This is a genomic window from Bradyrhizobium sp. Ec3.3 (genome assembly GCF_000472925.1).
In the GTDB taxonomy this organism is placed as follows: domain Bacteria; phylum Pseudomonadota; class Alphaproteobacteria; order Rhizobiales; family Xanthobacteraceae; genus Bradyrhizobium.
Window position 1 is genome coordinate 82,903 of record NZ_AXAS01000028.1, and the last position, 17,194, is coordinate 100,096.

The 17,194-nt window shown below is 57.3% G+C and carries 12 protein-coding genes; 1 reads left to right on the forward strand and 11 read right to left on the reverse strand.

The window, feature by feature from the left end; genetic code table 11:
* Positions 1 to 165 precede the first annotated feature (165 nt).
* On the reverse strand, positions 166 to 1,593 hold the full coding sequence (locus YUU_RS0124765) for an MATE family efflux transporter (protein ID WP_027524813.1): 1,428 nt from the start codon (positions 1,591 to 1,593) through the stop codon (positions 166 to 168).
* Positions 1,586 to 8,050 (reverse strand): non-ribosomal peptide synthetase, encoded by a 6,465-nt coding sequence (locus YUU_RS51650; protein ID WP_051389877.1) that lies wholly within the window; start codon positions 8,048 to 8,050, stop codon positions 1,586 to 1,588. The genes YUU_RS0124765 and YUU_RS51650 overlap by 8 nt, the downstream gene beginning before the upstream one ends.
* Before the next feature lie 2,155 nt (positions 8,051 to 10,205).
* Here YUU_RS51650 and speD point away from each other — a divergent pair.
* Complete coding sequence (gene speD, locus YUU_RS51655) at positions 10,206 to 10,541, forward strand: adenosylmethionine decarboxylase (protein WP_245288086.1); 336 nt, start codon at positions 10,206 to 10,208, stop codon at positions 10,539 to 10,541.
* A gap of 81 nt (positions 10,542 to 10,622) precedes the next feature.
* Here the strand turns inward: speD and YUU_RS62385 are convergent, their stop codons facing one another.
* The 9 genes from YUU_RS62385 to YUU_RS0124815 all read right to left on the reverse strand — a co-directional run bounded on the left by YUU_RS62385 (position 10,623) and on the right by YUU_RS0124815 (position 17,184).
* A complete protein-coding gene (locus YUU_RS62385) occupies positions 10,623 to 10,745 on the reverse strand; it encodes a hypothetical protein (protein WP_256375297.1) in 123 nt (40 codons plus the stop codon).
* A gap of 84 nt (positions 10,746 to 10,829) precedes the next feature.
* Complete coding sequence (locus YUU_RS0124790) at positions 10,830 to 11,357, reverse strand: MarR family winged helix-turn-helix transcriptional regulator (RefSeq protein WP_245288082.1); 528 nt, start codon at positions 11,355 to 11,357, stop codon at positions 10,830 to 10,832.
* Positions 11,358 to 12,041: 684 nt separating this feature from the next.
* Positions 12,042 to 12,248 (reverse strand): cold-shock protein, encoded by a 207-nt coding sequence (locus YUU_RS56605; RefSeq protein ID WP_084801548.1) that lies wholly within the window; start codon positions 12,246 to 12,248, stop codon positions 12,042 to 12,044.
* Positions 12,249 to 12,547: 299 nt separating this feature from the next.
* Positions 12,548 to 12,916: an acyl-CoA dehydrogenase family protein gene (locus tag YUU_RS61340; RefSeq protein WP_027524816.1), complete on the reverse strand. Its 369-nt coding sequence runs from the start codon at positions 12,914 to 12,916 to the stop codon at positions 12,548 to 12,550.
* A 155-nt stretch (positions 12,917 to 13,071) separates the two neighbouring features.
* On the reverse strand, positions 13,072 to 14,088 hold the full coding sequence (locus YUU_RS0124800; RefSeq protein WP_027524817.1) for an IS1595 family transposase: 1,017 nt from the start codon (positions 14,086 to 14,088) through the stop codon (positions 13,072 to 13,074).
* A 10-nt stretch (positions 14,089 to 14,098) separates the two neighbouring features.
* Positions 14,099 to 14,791, reverse strand: a complete 693-nt coding sequence (locus YUU_RS51665; RefSeq protein WP_035663245.1) for a nucleotidyl transferase AbiEii/AbiGii toxin family protein — start codon at positions 14,789 to 14,791, stop codon at positions 14,099 to 14,101.
* 15 nt (positions 14,792 to 14,806) lie between these two features.
* Positions 14,807 to 15,100 carry a hypothetical protein gene (locus tag YUU_RS56615; RefSeq protein ID WP_084801539.1) on the reverse strand — a complete coding sequence of 98 codons (294 nt, stop codon included), beginning with the start codon at positions 15,098 to 15,100 and terminating at the stop codon, positions 14,807 to 14,809.
* 70 nt (positions 15,101 to 15,170) lie between these two features.
* Positions 15,171 to 16,367 carry an acyl-CoA dehydrogenase family protein gene (locus tag YUU_RS0124810; protein WP_027524818.1) on the reverse strand — a complete coding sequence of 399 codons (1,197 nt, stop codon included), beginning with the start codon at positions 16,365 to 16,367 and terminating at the stop codon, positions 15,171 to 15,173.
* A gap of 28 nt (positions 16,368 to 16,395) precedes the next feature.
* On the reverse strand, positions 16,396 to 17,184 hold the full coding sequence (locus YUU_RS0124815) for an ABC transporter ATP-binding protein (protein WP_027524819.1): 789 nt from the start codon (positions 17,182 to 17,184) through the stop codon (positions 16,396 to 16,398).
* Positions 17,185 to 17,194 lie beyond the last annotated feature (10 nt).

The following is a 17,194-nucleotide window of genomic DNA, read 5'->3' on the forward strand; positions in this document are numbered from 1 at the left end:
TCCGCTGCCGACTGTCGTTGCGGTGGCCTGCAACACCCAGCGCCAACGCTCAAGACGAATACTATTGCGCATGACTTCTGCACATTGCGCTCGTCATGACTTTGGAGCGCAACGCCTCCCCGGCTAGGCCTCATGCTCTGGGCTCCGGTGACATGTGTTGTCAGGTCACCCCACAATCTCGATTGGTCCTGAAGCAGGGTGCCGGAGCGCCCGTCTGAGCTCAGCGAACTGGTGGAACATGACAAACAGCGCGATCATTCCGGCGCCCAGTTCAGCGATTGCTTGACTGGCCAGCACTCCGTTGAAACCCGATATGACCGGGAATAACAGTACGGCCGGGATGAAAAGATAGCCTTGCCTCGCGAAGGACACAACCGCACTGAGGCGCGCTCTCCCGAACGAATGAAGCATCGTCGTCACGAAGCTCTCAATACCAAAAAGTCCAAAAAAAAGATGGAAGACGATGCAGGTCGAGATGCCAATTTCCCTGACCTTATCGCTATCGCTGAACAGGCTGACCAAAGGCCTGGCAAAAGTCACAACGGCCGCAGAATACGCAACGGAAAAAGCGACAGTTATAGAGAGTATGAGTTTCGCAGCCTTCAGCACTCGAGCAAAGTCCCGTGCGCCCCAGCCGAAACCGAGGACAGCTTGAGAGCCTATACAGAAGCCGGTGATAGGCAGTGCGCCGATCGTCAAGATCCGCACAGCTATTCCCACGGCCGCGATGGACTCGTCCCCGAACGGTGCGGTAGCTCCGTATAAGAGCATAACGGCAATAGCAGATAAAATACTGGTCATCGACGCCGGCGCACCTATCGACGCGAGCTGTCTTATGCGATCCGCTCGCAACGAGATGTGAGATATCCTGACGAGGACTATCCCGCGGAGCGTCGTAAAATACGCGATATAGAGGCTGATCGCAGCGATCTGGGACACAAGCGTTGCGAGGGCCGCGCCTCGCACGCCGAGGTCCAGTAGGAATATGAAGATGGGATCAAGCACAGCGTTCAGTATGAACGCGGTAACCATGGTCCACATGCTGAATCGTGTATTGCCTTCGGCTCTGACAACAAATCCGTTGACGATATTGAGAAGCATCAACGTGTACCCGAACAAAAGCGTCGCTGCGTAGTCGAGCGCCATGGGCATGATGGTTGGGGTCGCGCCGAGCGTTAGGAAGATCCCTCGCAGGCTTGGAAGCAGAGCGAACGTAATTGTGATACCGATCGGAGCGGCGAGCGCAAGTGCGGTGCTCGCGTCTTTACTCGCCTCCAGGTACTCACCAGCGCCAAGATGACGGGATATAATCGACGCTGTTCCAACACCGATCCCCTGTCCAGCCGCCGCGAGCAGGACCACGATTGGCAAGGCCATGCTGACAGCTGCAATCGCCTGTGGGCCAAGTGCGCCAACAAAGATCGCGTTGACGACCTGTTGCAGCGCATTGATCGATAAGCCAACAACAGAGGGAATGGCGAGCCGCAGAATGAGACTCGAGAGATTTGGGTCCGAAAGGTCGATATGCGGGCTCTTCTTTGTTATCACATCGCGATCGCTCTCGACGGCGAATTCCGCATCGGGCTCATTCATGGGTGAACGTGCCGCGAACTGTTCCGAATTCGCTAATCGTCTCCAAAAGCTCCTGATGCAATGTTGTGCAAAGATTACGGGTCGGCTCATAACCGACTTGGTTTGAATCGTACCTTGCTTCGATCTGTAGCTGGCCGGCTTGATATCCGACATCGAACCAGAAGAGATGACCCACGGACGCTTCATCCATGTCTTCGCCGATCCAGAGTGGAGAGGGTTCCTTGGCTAGGAGACGGCGTGGAAAATGGCGCTGCACGCCCGCGCGATAATTCAATCCAATTCTTGGTAGGGGCAGGCGATCGACCCGGCTCCGCACGGCTGGATCTCGGTTTAGGAATTTCATGGCCCGAAACCCTATTCCACTGCGCGGCAGGGCATTGCGCTGGCGGTATATTGAACGCGCACGATCGGAGCGGTGCTCCGTTCCTGTCAGTCTCAAGGGAAGCGGAACAAGCTCGCTGATATTGCCGATGATTTGAGATGATTCGAGATCGTCAAACACCCGACCTCGGATTGAGGTAAGGTTATCGATCCAAAGCGAGTAGTTGCCGCAAACGCGTCCGAAGGCGCCAGATATAGCGGCAAGAAAGACATCGACGTCCTGACAATGCGCCCATCTGGCTGCAATATTGAATAGGTCGGCCGTCGCTTCTTTGTCGATCTCAAGGTGGTATTTGGCCTGATCTTCCCAAAGGGGGCGGCAGTTTGCCTCGTCCATGCGACGTTCAAGTCGCACATAGTGAAGCTCTCTCGCGGTCACTTTCGAAAAGCTCGCGCCGCCTGATGAAGTGTCGCTAACGTGGAGATTGAACTGATGGTAGTCAATTCCCTCCCAGTATTTGAGTTCGGCCGGCGCTTCGCAGTTCGCGTGGTGCTCAAGGCGCTTCCACCATGGTGCGAGCATTTGTATGTTCTCGGCACCAGTCTCGATATGGCCCGAAGCAAGGGCGTTGTACGCCGCATCCAATGCTTCCAAGAACAGTCGATAGCCTATCCCGTCCGCTACAAAATGATGGATCAGGACCAACAGATAGTAATCGCCGCTTTCCGCGGTGCGGAAGGCCGTGAGGTTAACAAGAGACCTCTGGCCGTCAAACCGAAACATGTGCTGACGTCTTGCTGAGATGCTCTCGATTATCTTGCGCTGCTGAAGGACGTTCATTCCGACGAGATCGATCTCTTCCACGAGGCGCTCGGCCACGGGCGGTCCGATTGTCAGACGTAGGCCCTCAACGGTTCGAGCAATATGGAGTCTGAGGCCTTCGTGCCTATCCATGACATGGGCAAGGGCACGCTCCAGCGTTCGGACGTTCAGAATGCCGGCGGGCAAGAAGAACAGATCGCCGATGTTGAAATGCTCATCGAAGCCGGCAAGACGGTTCCAAGATGAGATTGCGGGGGTAACTGGCAATGAACCGTCTGGAGAACGGAAGGCATCGCGTGTAACCGCTTCGTCTGCCGCCAATTCCCTGATGGTCGGTGTTCGATGGAGCCGCTCGACGGTGAGATTCAGCCCGGCTTTGCGCGCCAGCGTGACGCAGCGCACGCTGAGAAGAGAATCTCCGCCGATATCAAAGAAGCTCCGATCTAGTCCGACCGACTTGGCGCCTAATAGATCCTGCCAGATCTCAGCAAGAATGCGCTCCTTTCTCGTGCGGGGCTCAGCACATGGAACTGGCCCGACCTCGCGGGTGGGAACGGACGACAGGCGAGAACGATCTATCTTCCCGCTTGCCGTAAGGGGGATGCTGTCGACCAAACGGAAGGCGGCAGGGATCATGTAGGACGGCAATGTGTGGCGCAGGTGAGTGATGATATCTCCAGAGCTCAGACTATCGCGAGCCTGAACCACGTTAGCGATCAAGCGACGATGATTATCCGTGCCTTCTGCGACCACGGCGGCCTTTGCGATTGCAGGATGAGACTCAAGAGCCGTTTCGACCTCCTCCAGCTCGACGCGAAAGCCCCGTATTTTGATCTGATTGTCCGATCGGCCGCAAATTTCGAGCAGACCGTTGGTTGAGATGCGTGCGATATCGCCACTTCGATAGAGAACGCTGTATTGGCCGTCATCATAGGGATTGCGGACGAAACAGCGGTTGGTCCGATCCTGATCCCGCCAGTACCCAGCGCTGACGCAACGTCCGGCGATGCAGAGTTCGCCGGCAGCTCCGACAGGGACTCTCTTCAACTGGGCATCGAGAACGTAGAGTTTGACGTTATCGATTGGGCGTCCAACGGGGACAAGCGACGAGCCGTTGCAGGCGTCCGATGTTTCATAGACTGCTGCATTGGACGCACATTCCGTAGCACCGTAAAAGTTCCACAATGGCACGTCCGGGAAATTTGCACGCCAGCCACCGGGGAGCGAGGAAGGCATCGGTTCGGCGCTGCTTGTGACCAGCCGCAAGGCTGTCGGTCGCGACTGCCGTTCTTGCGAAGCAATGATGCCGGACAGGAGGGGGGGCGAGGCAAATAAATGTGTCACGCGACGTTTTGCCAACGTGCATAACAACAGATCTGGATCCAGCAACTGCTCCTGGGTCAGGATCAGCGTAGGTACACCCTTCAGAAGCCCCCCAAAGTACTCCCAAGAGGAAGCAACAAGGGAAGCGGACTTCTGGACAACCATAACGTCGGTACGCTCGAAGGGAAAGCGTCGCCACATCCAGTTCAGCCGATTGAGGGTTGCCGATTCCGGTATGAGAACCCCCTTCGGCTTCCCGGTTGAGGACGAGGTGTATATAAGGCTTGCAATTCCCTGATCTGATGGTTTGTCGCTGCGCCCAAAATCGTGCGCGCCCACGCTGGACCCTTCTAGGGTCAATAGACAGACCGACGGCACGTCGAAACCAGGTTCATCGGTATTTGCGTGAACCAAGAGCCTTGCCTGACTATCTCGTAGGATATGTTCGATCCGATCACGCGGACAGTCCGGCGATATTGGGACAACCACGGCCTGCAGGGCTCGTGTCGCGAGAATAACCGCCGCCACGTCAGGCGACCGGTCGACCAGCATGGCGATCATATCGCCAGCCGTCACGTCCGAAGCTCGCAATCGCGACCTGATAGCTGCTACGCGCTCGCACAGTTGGCCGAATGTGATCTCGCCGAAATTGCCAAAATATGCCACCCGGCTCCGATTAGAGACGCTGATTTGCTCGAACGCCTCGACAAGCGAGCATTCAGTCTCATATGGCTGCGCCGAGCCATTTAGCGAGTCCAGCATAGCGAAGTCTAACGCGCTGAGGCAGCTCAGATCTCTAATGGGCGCAAGCGGTTTCTCAATGCAGGCTGCAATCAGACAGCGCAGATTGTCGGCCATGCGGACAATCAGATCGCTCGAAAATATGTCTTCCGCATACGCTAGCTGGAGGACAATTTCATCGCCCAGATCTTGCGCGTACAATGTCAGATCGAATTTTACATAGCCGGTCTCATATTCGCGGAATGTCAGATCCAAATCATGTTTGCCGGGTGGCTCCGCGGCCTCCGAGTACATGTTGAACATGACCTGGAAGATCGGCGAGCGTCCCGCTTCGCGATGTACACGGGCATCCCTTACCATCCAGCCGAATGGATATGCCGAATTTGCGATGGCACTGCTGACGAGGTCCTGGACGCGCAGGGCATGAACCACAAAGGATTGGCCGACATCGATCGCGGTGCGGATCGGCAGCATATTCAGGAAAAATCCAACAATTTCGGTGCTGCCAGGTTGATCCCGTACGACGTGCGGTATGCCAACGAGAATATCGTCCTGGCCGCTATACATCCGCAGCAGCAGCTTGAAGCATGCGAGGAGTGTTGTCGACGTGGTGCACCTATGTCGGCGGGCAAACTCCCGGACCTGATTGGAGAGCTCGCTGCGAAGCAGCACCGCATGCGAGGCGCCGCGGTAGGAATTTGTCTGCAGCCGCGCTCGTCCCGTTCCAAGCGAAAGCACCGGCGGATCATCACCAATCTGACGACGCCAATAATTACGTTGGTTGGCCAGCGCTTCTGTAGTCGTGTGTTGCGTTTCCCAGAGCGCGTAGGTCGAAAGTGACGCGCGGTTCTCTGGCGAGAACGACGCAGGATCTACGTAACTTTGTCGAAGGTCCCTAAGCAGAACGGAGATCGACCAGGCATCGATGATGATTTCGTGAGCGGTGATCAGTATGAGATGGTTGTCGGGGCCAAAACGTATCATGCGCGCGCGGAACAGGTGTCCTTGGCTGAGATCAAAGCTGCCGTTCAGCTCTGTTCGCCGTAACTCTGCTATCAGCTCCTCAGCTTCCTGCGCCGTGAGGTGAGATGCATCGACCAATTCAAGGCTTGCGCATTGCGGAGCATCGAAAAGCTGAACCGGACCGTTTTCGTCTGTGAAACGTGCAGAAAGTGCCTGATGGGAGTGAACAACATCGGTCCAGGCGCGATTGAACGCGGCCAGATCGATGATGCCCCTTACTCGCAGGCCGCCTTGAATGATGTAGTTCCTGGCAGACGGATCGAGCTGCGACAGAAACCATAGGTGCTCCTGAACTCGCGTCAGGGGTGCTCGCGTGCACTTACCGTACGTCGGGGCTGTGCACGGTTTCGATTCGACACGGGTCGAGATCGACGCCGCAAGAGATCGGACCGTTCCATTCAGAACCAGCCTGAAATCCGCTCTTGCTCCGAGCTGGGTCTGCAGCCGGCCCAATATGAGCATGGCCCGAAGCGAGTCTCCGCCGAGGCTAATGAACTCGTCATTGACGCCAATGTTCTCAATACGCAGAATTTCGGACCAAGTTCGGCACAGCTGAGCTTCGAGCTCTGTTTGAGGCTCCTCGAATGGAGTCGGCAAGAGAGGGCGAACGCCGGTCGGGTCCGGCAAGGCTCCAAAATCGACCTTTCCGTTGCTGGTCAGTGGAATACTGTCGACGTGAATGATCCTTTCTGGGAGCATGTAGGTGGGAAGCGCTTCGGCCAGGAAGGTCTGAAGCTCGCCCTCCCCTACTTCAGACGGGGCTGACACATACGCGATGAGCCGCCTCGATCCAGTTTCCCCCTCGGCCCTGGTTATGTCTCTCGCCGTAAGCTTTACGCCTGCGCAGACCGAGGCGACCACGGCGGCGCCACGTACCAATTGATGGGCGGAAAGGCGGGCCTCGATTTCTCCCAGCTCAATTCTGTGCCCGCGAATTTTGACCTGACGGTCCCGTCGACCGAGACATTCCAAGAGGCCATCGGAACGAACTCGCCCGAGATCGCCTGTCCGGTATAGGCGCTGGAACGAAGGATCGTTCGAGAACGGGTTTGGCCCAAAGGCATCCTTGGTGCGGGCATCGTCGCTGACGTAACCAGCAGCGACACCAATGCCGCTAACACAGATTTCGCCGACCTCTCCCGTGTTGCACAGCCGCGGTCCGTCCGCGATATAAACCTCAAGGTTAGAAATCGCTTTGCCGATCGGCACATAAGTGTCAGCCGGCGCGGGCGGGACGGAAAGCAGATGATGCGTAACGCCGTCCGCGCACTCGGTCGGCCCGTAGTGGTTGAGAATGGGAACCGGGGGATATAGGGCAAGCCACGCGCGCGCCAGTCCGGGTGTTAGAGGTTCTCCGACCGTAGAAATACTCCGCAAAGCATCCAAAGCTCGCTCAGCGGCCGCAAGCGACTGCAGATATTCGACAAATACCGCAAGCATCGACGGCACGAATTGAACGACCGTCACGCGGTATTGTTGAATGGCTTGGAGAAGAGATACTGGCGATTTCAGTGTCGCATCATCGATGATCGCGATACAGCCTCCGACGCAAAGTCCCGCCAAAAGCTGCCACAGCGAGATGTCAAAGCAGTGCGACGCTGTCTGCGCGATGCAATCGGTCCGAGTGAGAGTTAAAGCGTCAATCTTTGCCACCAGATGATTATTGAGGGCTGCGCGCTCAATCATTGCGCCCTTCGGCTGGCCGGTAGAACCAGACGTAAACAGAATGTAGGCGAGTCCATCCTCGCTTGATGATGATGGCACAAGAGACGAAGTCTGGCCCTCGCGCAGCGCCGCCTCTATTGTCACGAATTGGGGGGTGGCCGTGTTAGCCTGGAATAGGTTGAGCTGCTCCAACTGGTTCGGGCCAATAATCAGGGCGCAGCGGCTCTGCTCGATCATGAATGATGTACGGGAAACCGGTAACGATGGATCGAGAGGCAGGTAGGTTGATCCAGCCTTCAAAATTGCGACGACCGCCGTCGCCCAGTCGAGGTCTCGCTCACCCCAATAGCCGACCACCGCGCCGTGAGCCACCTTCTCTCGCAACGTCCTCGCGAGCGCATCAGATCTTGATCGCAGTGCTTGGTAGGTGAGTGCGTCTACGCCGTACCTGAGTGCAACCCTTTCCGGGTCCGAGCTTGCAAGCCGATCGATCGCCATGATGGCGTCGAGCGGTTGACCTTCCACGAGCGGATTTTTGCCCGACCGATTTTCCGTAGGCATACGCCTGCCGCCATTCCTCACCCTGTGCGGCCCTTCAGCCAGAACATCGAGGGTCCTGAATGGGTTGTGCGTTGCTTAGCCACCCTGGTTCTGCCAGTCATCATACGCCGATTTGCCTATTTGCTAGCTTCTCGCTTTTTGCGTTCACGATGTCCTCGATGATCGGCAGGGAACATGACCGAACGCTAGGGCCTCAAGTTGGCGGTGGCATCTATCGGATCTTGTAGTAGACACGCGCTAATCTGTATGACACCCGCAATCGGTTCCGGCTTGTGATTTCCTGCATTTGTAGGCGCCTGGGCTATGGTTTGGTGCTGTCTTCATGAAAGAAGACTTGGCGCTCGCCGGGCTGCAGGTCACCCCCGGCGGCGGAAAGCGATGACGTCGATTGTGCAAGAACCAAGACGGAACCGTCTCATCTTCTTCCACGAGGCCCACGTCGTTTGCGTGGCCGCTGAAGGCAGTCGTTAAGTGCTCGAATTTTTGGACGCTCTTCGCTATAGCGAAATGGCTATGAGCAGCGTAACGAATCGTGGACGTGCAGACCCCCCACCACGATTGATATACTGTTCGCAGCCGTCCGCCTTGGTCCACACCAAAACGCACTCAAAAATGTCTATTCTGGACGTGCAGGCTACCCGAAAGGGCGTTCCGATACGCTTTCCGAACCGGGATTGAACGTGGGGTAGCGCTGCTTGGCCGTCATGAGCTGCATGCTCGACAACTCCTTTCAGCGCGTCAAAGCAAGCTTGCGTCTCGCCGCCGACAGCAGATCCGATACGAACAATGTTGCGGAGCCGCTTAGCACTCAGGCGAAGCCGGAGTGTTATCATCGCGCGGGTGTCGGTGGTAAGCTTGAAGGGCTGATGATGAGCCTTTCCTGCCGTGCAGCGTCGCGCAACCGATCGCTCGTGACGTTTTTGCCACGAGCCAGACTTCGATAACCGCAGCCCAGCCAGCAACGAAGGCGGTTTCCTGCAGCGCAGCCTGCTGTACGCTACGCTACAGAGCGATTGTGAGCTTTAAGACCGTTGTCCATAAGTTGACGCATGCACCCGGTACGAAGCAACTGGTGCCCCCTCAATTTCCAAGCGGCACGCTGCTTGCTTCATTCGCGGTGCCATCACCGACGCGAGCTCGAAAATGCTCGGTTGTGAATAGGGATAGCGCTGCGGAGTGTTTAATGCGATCTGGAGTTCGTTCTGGGGGAGCGACAACGATTGCGCTGGAAGCAAGCGGCGTAGCCAATTCGGCGGACCTTGAGCCAGCAGTACATCTGCCATCGGCCCCGCGGAGCTGGTCCGGAGAATATGTAGGCGCGCACGCCCGCAGTATCTGCGCTCAAACATGCTTCAGAAATCCCGACGTTCCGTCTGTCTATGGCGGCCGCGCCGATACTCCCGCCTTTTCTGCAGGCGACCAGATCGGCTACAACTCGCAGAGAAATGGTTGGGTGTTTGGCCTCAAACGCGATGCAAACGGCTCTGTCTCCAACTGCACAAATACCTGTCTTGCCGGCTCCGGCATAGCAGTGAGGATAAACTGCAAGGCGGGTCCAAGCGGCTTTGTCACCGGAGCCGGTCGCTTTGGGCACGCAGAGCCACACCGTGCCCTACCTCAAGGGAAGGGTGGCTTGGCAATGCAAATGTCGGCGACGGCGCGCTCGACTTCTGCAAGACGCGAGGTTTGTTGGGCGCGAACCGAGCGTCTACCGAAGGGGCGATCGACGTCTTGGCCGACAAGCGTTGCGCCAAGTACGGCCGGGCGTTCGAATGCCTGGTCAAGGATCGCGACGCACCCCGAACAGGGATCTCTTGCTAACCACCAATTCCATCGAGAGCCTGTTCGGCACCGGGCAATACAGGAGCATGCGGACGAAGGGCTCCTTGATGCCAACCACCGCCAGGCCGATGGTGTTCGAGCTGCTGCATAAGGGACCCGGCGGCGGCTTAAGGCACACATAAGCGCCAAAGGTCGCGGTTGTCAGATTCAATGACGGCGTTGAAATCATCCAAGTGCCGAGCGCGCCTGATCACCTCGTCATCCAAATCCCGAATAGCTCAGCCTAATGGGCCGATAATTCAATGGAGAATTCTCAATGACTATTGATGGCGAGAAGGCAGCCCCGCCGGCTCTGTCCTCGGGTGGGACGCATATGCTCATCGACCTATGGGGAGCGAAGAACCTTGACGACCCGGCCGTTGCGGAAGACGCAATCCGAAAAGCCGTGCTTGCGGCGAGTGCGACCTTACTCCACCTTCATGTTCATGAGTTTTGTCCGGGTCACGGCGTCTCGGCAATAGCCTTGCTGGCGGAATCGCACATCACCTTGCATACTTGGCCTGAGAGGTCCTACGCGGCCGCTGATGTTTTCGTATGCGGCAACAGCGATCCTGCGAGCGTCGTGCCGGTTCTAGTTCAGGCCTTTCAGCCCGAACAGTCCGACGTTCGTCGTTTCCGCAGATGCGCGTCAATCAAACCAACGCGATGAAGCAGATGGTCGATCTCCCTGGAACAGCAGCGGATGCTGCTTCGCTCGCGCGCGTCGCACCGGCAGTTTTCCGAATGCCGTTTAGGGGCCGCCGTTGTGCGCAATCTTGCGGCCATTGGCGCGGATGACAGGATTCGGAGTGTCTTGAGTGCCCGGTCGGCGGTTTGCATTGATGGAGCGGATGGCCTCCGTATCCGAGATCATGGTGGCCTCCCGAAGATCACGCCAAGGAGAGCCCGTATGGTGCCAGCGAGCAGGCTCTGATGCTCAGCATTGCGTCAATTAGGCCTACAATATTCCGATACTTAGCTTTTGAGATGCCAATCGGCTGTTCTTGGCAAGCAAGGTTAGCCGTTTGTTGACGTAGTGAAGAGATTCCTCGTCGAGCCCGTCAAGCATTGTAGAGTTAAGAGCTTGTCTTTTGATCGACAGCTTCCTGATGTCCGCCTGCGCCTTTTCAGTCAGCGATATCCGCAGGTATCTCGCATCATCAGGCGAGGTCACGCGGGCAAGGAGTTCCAGCTTTTCGAGTCGCTTTGTTTGATGGCTGACGAAGGCGGGATGGATACGCAGCTTGTTCGCAACTGCTATTCCCGAGACCCCTCCACCGTCGTCGAGTTCGTCAATGGCCATCAAGATCAACCACTGCGGCTCGGTTATGCCTAATAGCTGAGCCCAACTCCTGTGTATTTCCTCGAGAATGGAATGCACCTCGACGATATTCCAGATGAAGTCACTAACGGCTCGATCGAGTCTTTCTTTCATTTGCATCTGGCGTCTTGTTTGTTCCCAGCAGGTCTCGGTGTCGCCAATCACGGTTGGTGTTCACTTCGGCCGAAACGTACGTAACCTTCTTGTGTGATCGAAAATGGGCTCAGGCAACACGATGCATCAAAACAACTGAGATCAGCAATTGTTGAGTGCCGATCTCAAGGAATAGCCGGTTCTTCAGCGCCAGCTTGGGCCCTATGCACAAATAGTAGCCGGCAACACAGACGAAACTTCACGGTAGTAGGCCATATACCGCCGAAATTCTGCTCTTTGTCGCGGGAACCGCGCAGCTTTTCATCCGAATAAAGCCATCAGATGTTCCTCGACTGAGATGATGCTCGCATCCTATGAATTGGGGGCGACCGGGCGCCAGCGGCACGGTGAAAGCGGAGCTTGGTTCGTGAGTTGGCGAAACGAGCGGCAAAAGCCATTCTGATGATGCGTTCGGGAATTCCAAGAGAGGCTGTCCAAAGCTCCTTGCTCCTGGTCGCGGCGAGCTGGGATTCAAGCCAAAAACAGCGCTCAGACTTCTTCAGGGCATCGTCCGTTAACGAACCCCACACAATTGGCCGCGCTCTTCAGGGCTCGAGGAATTACAGCGCCAAACAAGGAAACGGCCTCAGCGGGCTCCGGGGGGATATGCTGAGGCCGAACCTACGCCTCGCGGACAAGCCGGAGGCGGAGCCAGAACGAGGAATGGTTGGCTGATTTTCGTTTGCGCGAGGAAGACTATCCAAGTCGGAGATTTTCGGCGGCGACTTTGCCAGAACGTCCGGTCGTTATCTTATAGCTAATCTTTGCACCCTCTGCCAGCTCGCTATAGCCGGCCCTTTCAACGGCACGAATGTGCACGAAGACATCAGGGCCGCCATCATCCGGCTTGATACAGCCGTGGCCCTTAGTTGCGCTGAACCATTTCACAGTACCTATCGCCACCACGGTAACTCCAAGTTGAACGCGCGCGATTTAGCCAGAGTTCCCACTGAGCATCAAGACCATCCGCAGTGTGAAACGTCCGTGTTGCTAGACCGCGCGATCGTAACGAATCCGCAGCCGCGTACCATAGCGGCGCCTAGGGCCCCGGTCGCATAGAACTTCTGACCATTGATACGATATCCGTCGCCATCAGGGGTCATCGTTGTCTCGAAAATTCCGGCATGCTTGCTTTTGGCTTCCGAGACCGCGTTACCGAAGCGATAACCTTGCAAGGCCTTACTGAACCAGAAGTTCTTCTGCTATTCGGAGCCGGTCAGTCGCAGTAGGTCCAGGACTCTCAGATGACTTTGTGGAATTTGCCCAAGCGAGGGGTCGGCAGCCGAGATGATCTTGACCACTTCTCCAACCGTCACGAACGAGACGCCCGCCCCGCCATAAGATTTCGGCACGGAGATGCCCCAGAGACCGCTTGATGAAAAACGATCAAGTTCGGCTACCGGCTGACGCCGTTCGCGATCGCGCGCTGGAGCCTCGAGCGCAAGTTCGGCGGCCACTTTGTGCGCGATGTCGATGGCTTCGGCATCGGACCTGATGATCTGCGCTTTCGGTACGACGCTGAATTCCGATCCCGGCCCGGATCGGTCGGCCCGTCCAACTCGTGCGCTCATGAAGAACTCCCAACGCCTGCTCGTCACCCCGGCTGGCCGGCGCCGTAACGTGCCGTTCACTATCCGATTCTGATCGCCGCATCTCCCGCGGCATGCACGAGGTTCCAATGCTCCGCGGGTTGCCCTGCGAAGTTCGAACTATGCCTATTCGGTTTTCACCCATCGTTGCGACATGTAGGGTGACGCCATTCGCCGGAATAAAGCGCTTCGTAAGTCGGCGCGGTCACTTCGCCGGTGATGCCGAGTAGGGAGCGGAAGGCGTTGAATGGATAGAATCGCCGATTGAACCGGAAGGTAAACTCGTTGAGGTAGGCTTGCAGGTGCTGCGGGCTGACGCCGTGGTGGGTGCCGATCAGCCAAGTCTTCAACTTGGCGAACACCAGATGAACTATCGGCAGGTGCTCCTCGGCGACTCGCGGATCACTCCGTTCCGCGACTGCATGATGGTCATACCCAAGCTTGGTGAGATCTGCGTACCCGGACCAATTGTCGGTGACGACCTTCGCCCCAGGCGCGACGGCTTGTTCAACAAAGCCGCACAGTGATCCGGCGCTGCGGTCCGGAATGACCGCGAGTCGGATCCGCCCGGCGTAGCGTCCGTTCCTGCGCGCGTCGCGTTTGGTCCCCGGTACACGTTGACGTACTTCGGTAGCGGCCGCAACTAGCGTCTTGTGGTGGACGCCGCTGCCTTCGCCGCGCGTGCGTCCGCCAACCCAAGTTTCGTCGACTTCGACATGCTCGTTGGCGCGCCCACCGATGCGGTCATGGGCCGGCCGCACCATCCCGGCGCGCAACTTGTGCAGGATCTGGAATGCCGTCTCATAGCGCTTTAATCCAATCTGGCGCTGGAACTGCGCGGCGGACATGCCGGGCGTTTGACTAGAGACAAGATACGCTGCCCAGAACCAAACACTGAGCGGCGTATGCGAGCGCTCCATCACCGTGCCCACAGTTAGCCCTGTATTCTTCCGGCAGTTGCGGCAGCGTAAGACCCCGGGGCGGTTGGTGAAACGGAATGGTGAACCGGAAACTCCGCAATGAGGGCAAACGAACTCATCCTTCCAACGGACCTTTTCGAGGTAGCCAGCGCAAGCCGCGTCGTCGGGGAACAATCGCTGAAACTCAGGCAGAGACTGCGGGAACGGCAGGTCGTCGCGCTGAAAAATATCCATCAAGCTGCGACTATGGCTTCGGATTTTTGGACTCCTGGCAACAAAGCGTCCGCGAGAAAATGGAAATCCTTCCCCAGGATTTCGGGAGACCGCTTATGGCCATCGTTATCGTGGACTTCATATCGTCGGTAAGGCGCCACGGCTCGTTCAAGTCGTTGAAGTAGGTCAGCGACTTCAACGTGATCATCGGAGGCACACTCGACCCGAAAAGGGCCTCCAACGCGGCTAGTCCGCGCGGCAGGCTCTGCCCGTTTGCAAGTATGACAGCGATATCCTGGTAATCCTTGGCTTCGCCCCGATCATGAATCAGCTTATGTGCGAATAAGTCGTACATCGACGCGACGCACAGGACATCGTCGTCGGTCTTGTCCGGTTCACATACGCAACCGTTCTTCACGCCCCCGAAGAATGACACCTTGATCGGCGCGCCCATATGATCGACGCTGACTGTCAACGTATCCTTCTCGTTTTGCAGTACGGAGGCGCCTTTGAGCCACGCGATTTCGTTCAGCAGGTTGTACTTTTGTCCGTCGTCGAGATCAGCGTCCGAAAAAAAGTCGAAATCGACGGATTGGCGATGTCCGAGGCGAAGCGCAATCGCCGTGCCGCCATATAGAACAAAGTGGCCAGGTACTTGGGCGAGATGAGGCCATAGGCTGCGTTGAGCAGGGGGTAGAATGTCGAGGCGCGGCGTAAACACCATAAGCAAATTCCAGCGTCAGGAAAACCGGCGACGCGACTTCGGCGGTGTTCCATGCCCGCCCAATCGATAATGCCAAAAAGCGAGCGATCGGTTGGAGACTACGCCAACTGGGGGAGATTTTAAAACTTCCCTAAACATATCAATTCCGACGCATTCGATCAGCGCGGAAGCGTCTTCCCAGGTACCCATCTCCATCACATTAGCAACGAGCCTAGACATTCCGTCGGACGCAACAATATCGGGCGGCGTCCACCACACGTACTTGGCCGCAAGCCGCAGTATTTCCGAACTTCGAAAAGTCTCGTTCATTGCGGCATCTCCAGTGGTCTGAAACTAGCACTAGCCGGTGTGGGCGTCAACCGGATAGGCTTAGTTCGAACTATTCTCCGCCTTCGTAGAACAGCTCTAGCGGAAGGCCGACCAGCGATTTGCCAATCCAGTCCCGAGCAATGATGTTGGACGGCCCCATTGCGATGGCAGCACGAGCGTCGCGGAAGGAACGCTCGATCGGCCCTCGGTGATAGCCGTAACCTCCCGTCACCGTCAGTGCAGCGGCGGCGACCTTGTTCGCGACCTCGGCGGCGTGCACCTTGAACTCGGTCAGCGGGATCAGGATTTCACTTTGCGGCTTGCCGACGCGCCAGAGTTCGTCCAGCCTTGCAGCTAGTTCAAGGCGCCACGGCCGCAACGATTCGACGAGCACCTTGGCCACACCGAGCTCCTGTCGGATTGCCTGATAGTCCGCAAGTCTTTTGTTCCGATCCTTGTGTACGAAACTTGCGGTGTGCTTGACGGCCGCATTCAACACGCCCCTCGCCAGGCCTTCCCAGACGGCCCCGAGCCCGATCAGATAGACTGGCGAGACACCGTTGTAGATGATTTCCTTCCCCTGTCCTTCTGCGCCGAGCCGGTCCCGTTGCGGTACCCGCACGCTGGTGTACTGGATGGGCCCCGAGTGATTGGCGCGCACGCCGAGGGCGTTCCAAGGCTTCGATTCGATCCCGGGAGACTTGCCGTCGACGATGAAAAAGACAATGTCGGCCTGATCCTTGGCGCCGGGCGTACGTGTCTGCACGACATAGAAGTCAGCCTGACCGGAGCTCGTTGTGAAGGATTTCTTGGCATCGAGCAGATAGTCGTCACCGTCGCGCGATGCCTCCGATAGATTATACCACCAGTGTCCCCCGGTCGCGCGTTCGCTGGTCGAATATGTACCCAGCAAGGCACCGTTCTTCGCCTTGAGCCAGCGCTCCTTCTGGTCGTCGCTGCCATATAGATTGATGGTCTGAGCCGCGCCGACATGCATGACGTAGATAAGGCCAGTCGATGCATCAACCTGGCCAATACGATAGGCAGCTTCGGCAAAATCGATATGGCCTAGGCCAAGGCCGCCAAACCGGGTTTCGTTCAAAACGCCGGTCCAGCCCGCTTCCGCCAACGCCTCCAGATTCTCTTTGGGAAAGCGGCTTTCGAGATCGTTGCGATCGGCATTGACCCTTACGGTCGCATCGACGGCGGCATCCAGCCGGGAATAGAGGTCATGGTCGAAATTGTGTACCAGCTTGGCTACGGCCATAGTTAGTCTCTCCTTTTTTCTGACGAATTCAGGCAACGGCGTGCGTCAGCACTTTCTTAGTGGAGTCTGTTTGCAGTGAGCCGCCGAGGTAAAGCGCCTTGATATCGTCGCGGTTGCGCAAGGCGACTGATGCGCCGGACAGGACGCTATGGCCGTTCTCGAGAACGACCGCGTGGTCGGAAAAGCGTAGCGCGACCGTCGAATTTTGCTCAGCTACCAGGATCGAGAGGCCCCGCTCTCTGTTGAGCCGCTTCAGCGCTCGGAAAATGCCCTCAACGACAAGCGGGGCGAGCCCCATGGACGGTTCGTCGAGCACCAACAGCCGCGGCCGCGACATCAGCGCGCGGCCGATCGCTGTCATCTGCTGTTCGCCGCCCGACGTTAGTCCCGAGATAGACCTGCGATGATCCTTCAGTCGCGGGAAAAGCTCGTAGATCTCCTCCAGATCCGTGCGGATCATGCGAGACTTGGCCTCTCGGCCAATGGCACCCGTAATAAGGTTCTCTTCGACGGTCAGCGATAGGAAGCAATGCCGACCTTCAAGCACCGGAACGATCCCGGATCGGACCAATTTGGCGGGCGACGCAGATGCGATGTCGCGGTCTTCAAAAGCGATCCGCCCGGCAGCTCTCTGACCGCGCCGCGCCGGTAAGAGGCCCGAGATCGCCTGAAGCGTTGTCGATTTGCCCGCACCATTGGCGCCGAGGAGAGCGACGATCTCGCCGCGCCGAACCGCGAACGATACCTCGTTCACGGCACGGATGACGTAATTGTACGTCGCCGCAAGCCCCTCAACTGAAAGCAGAATGTCACTCATGCCGGATCCA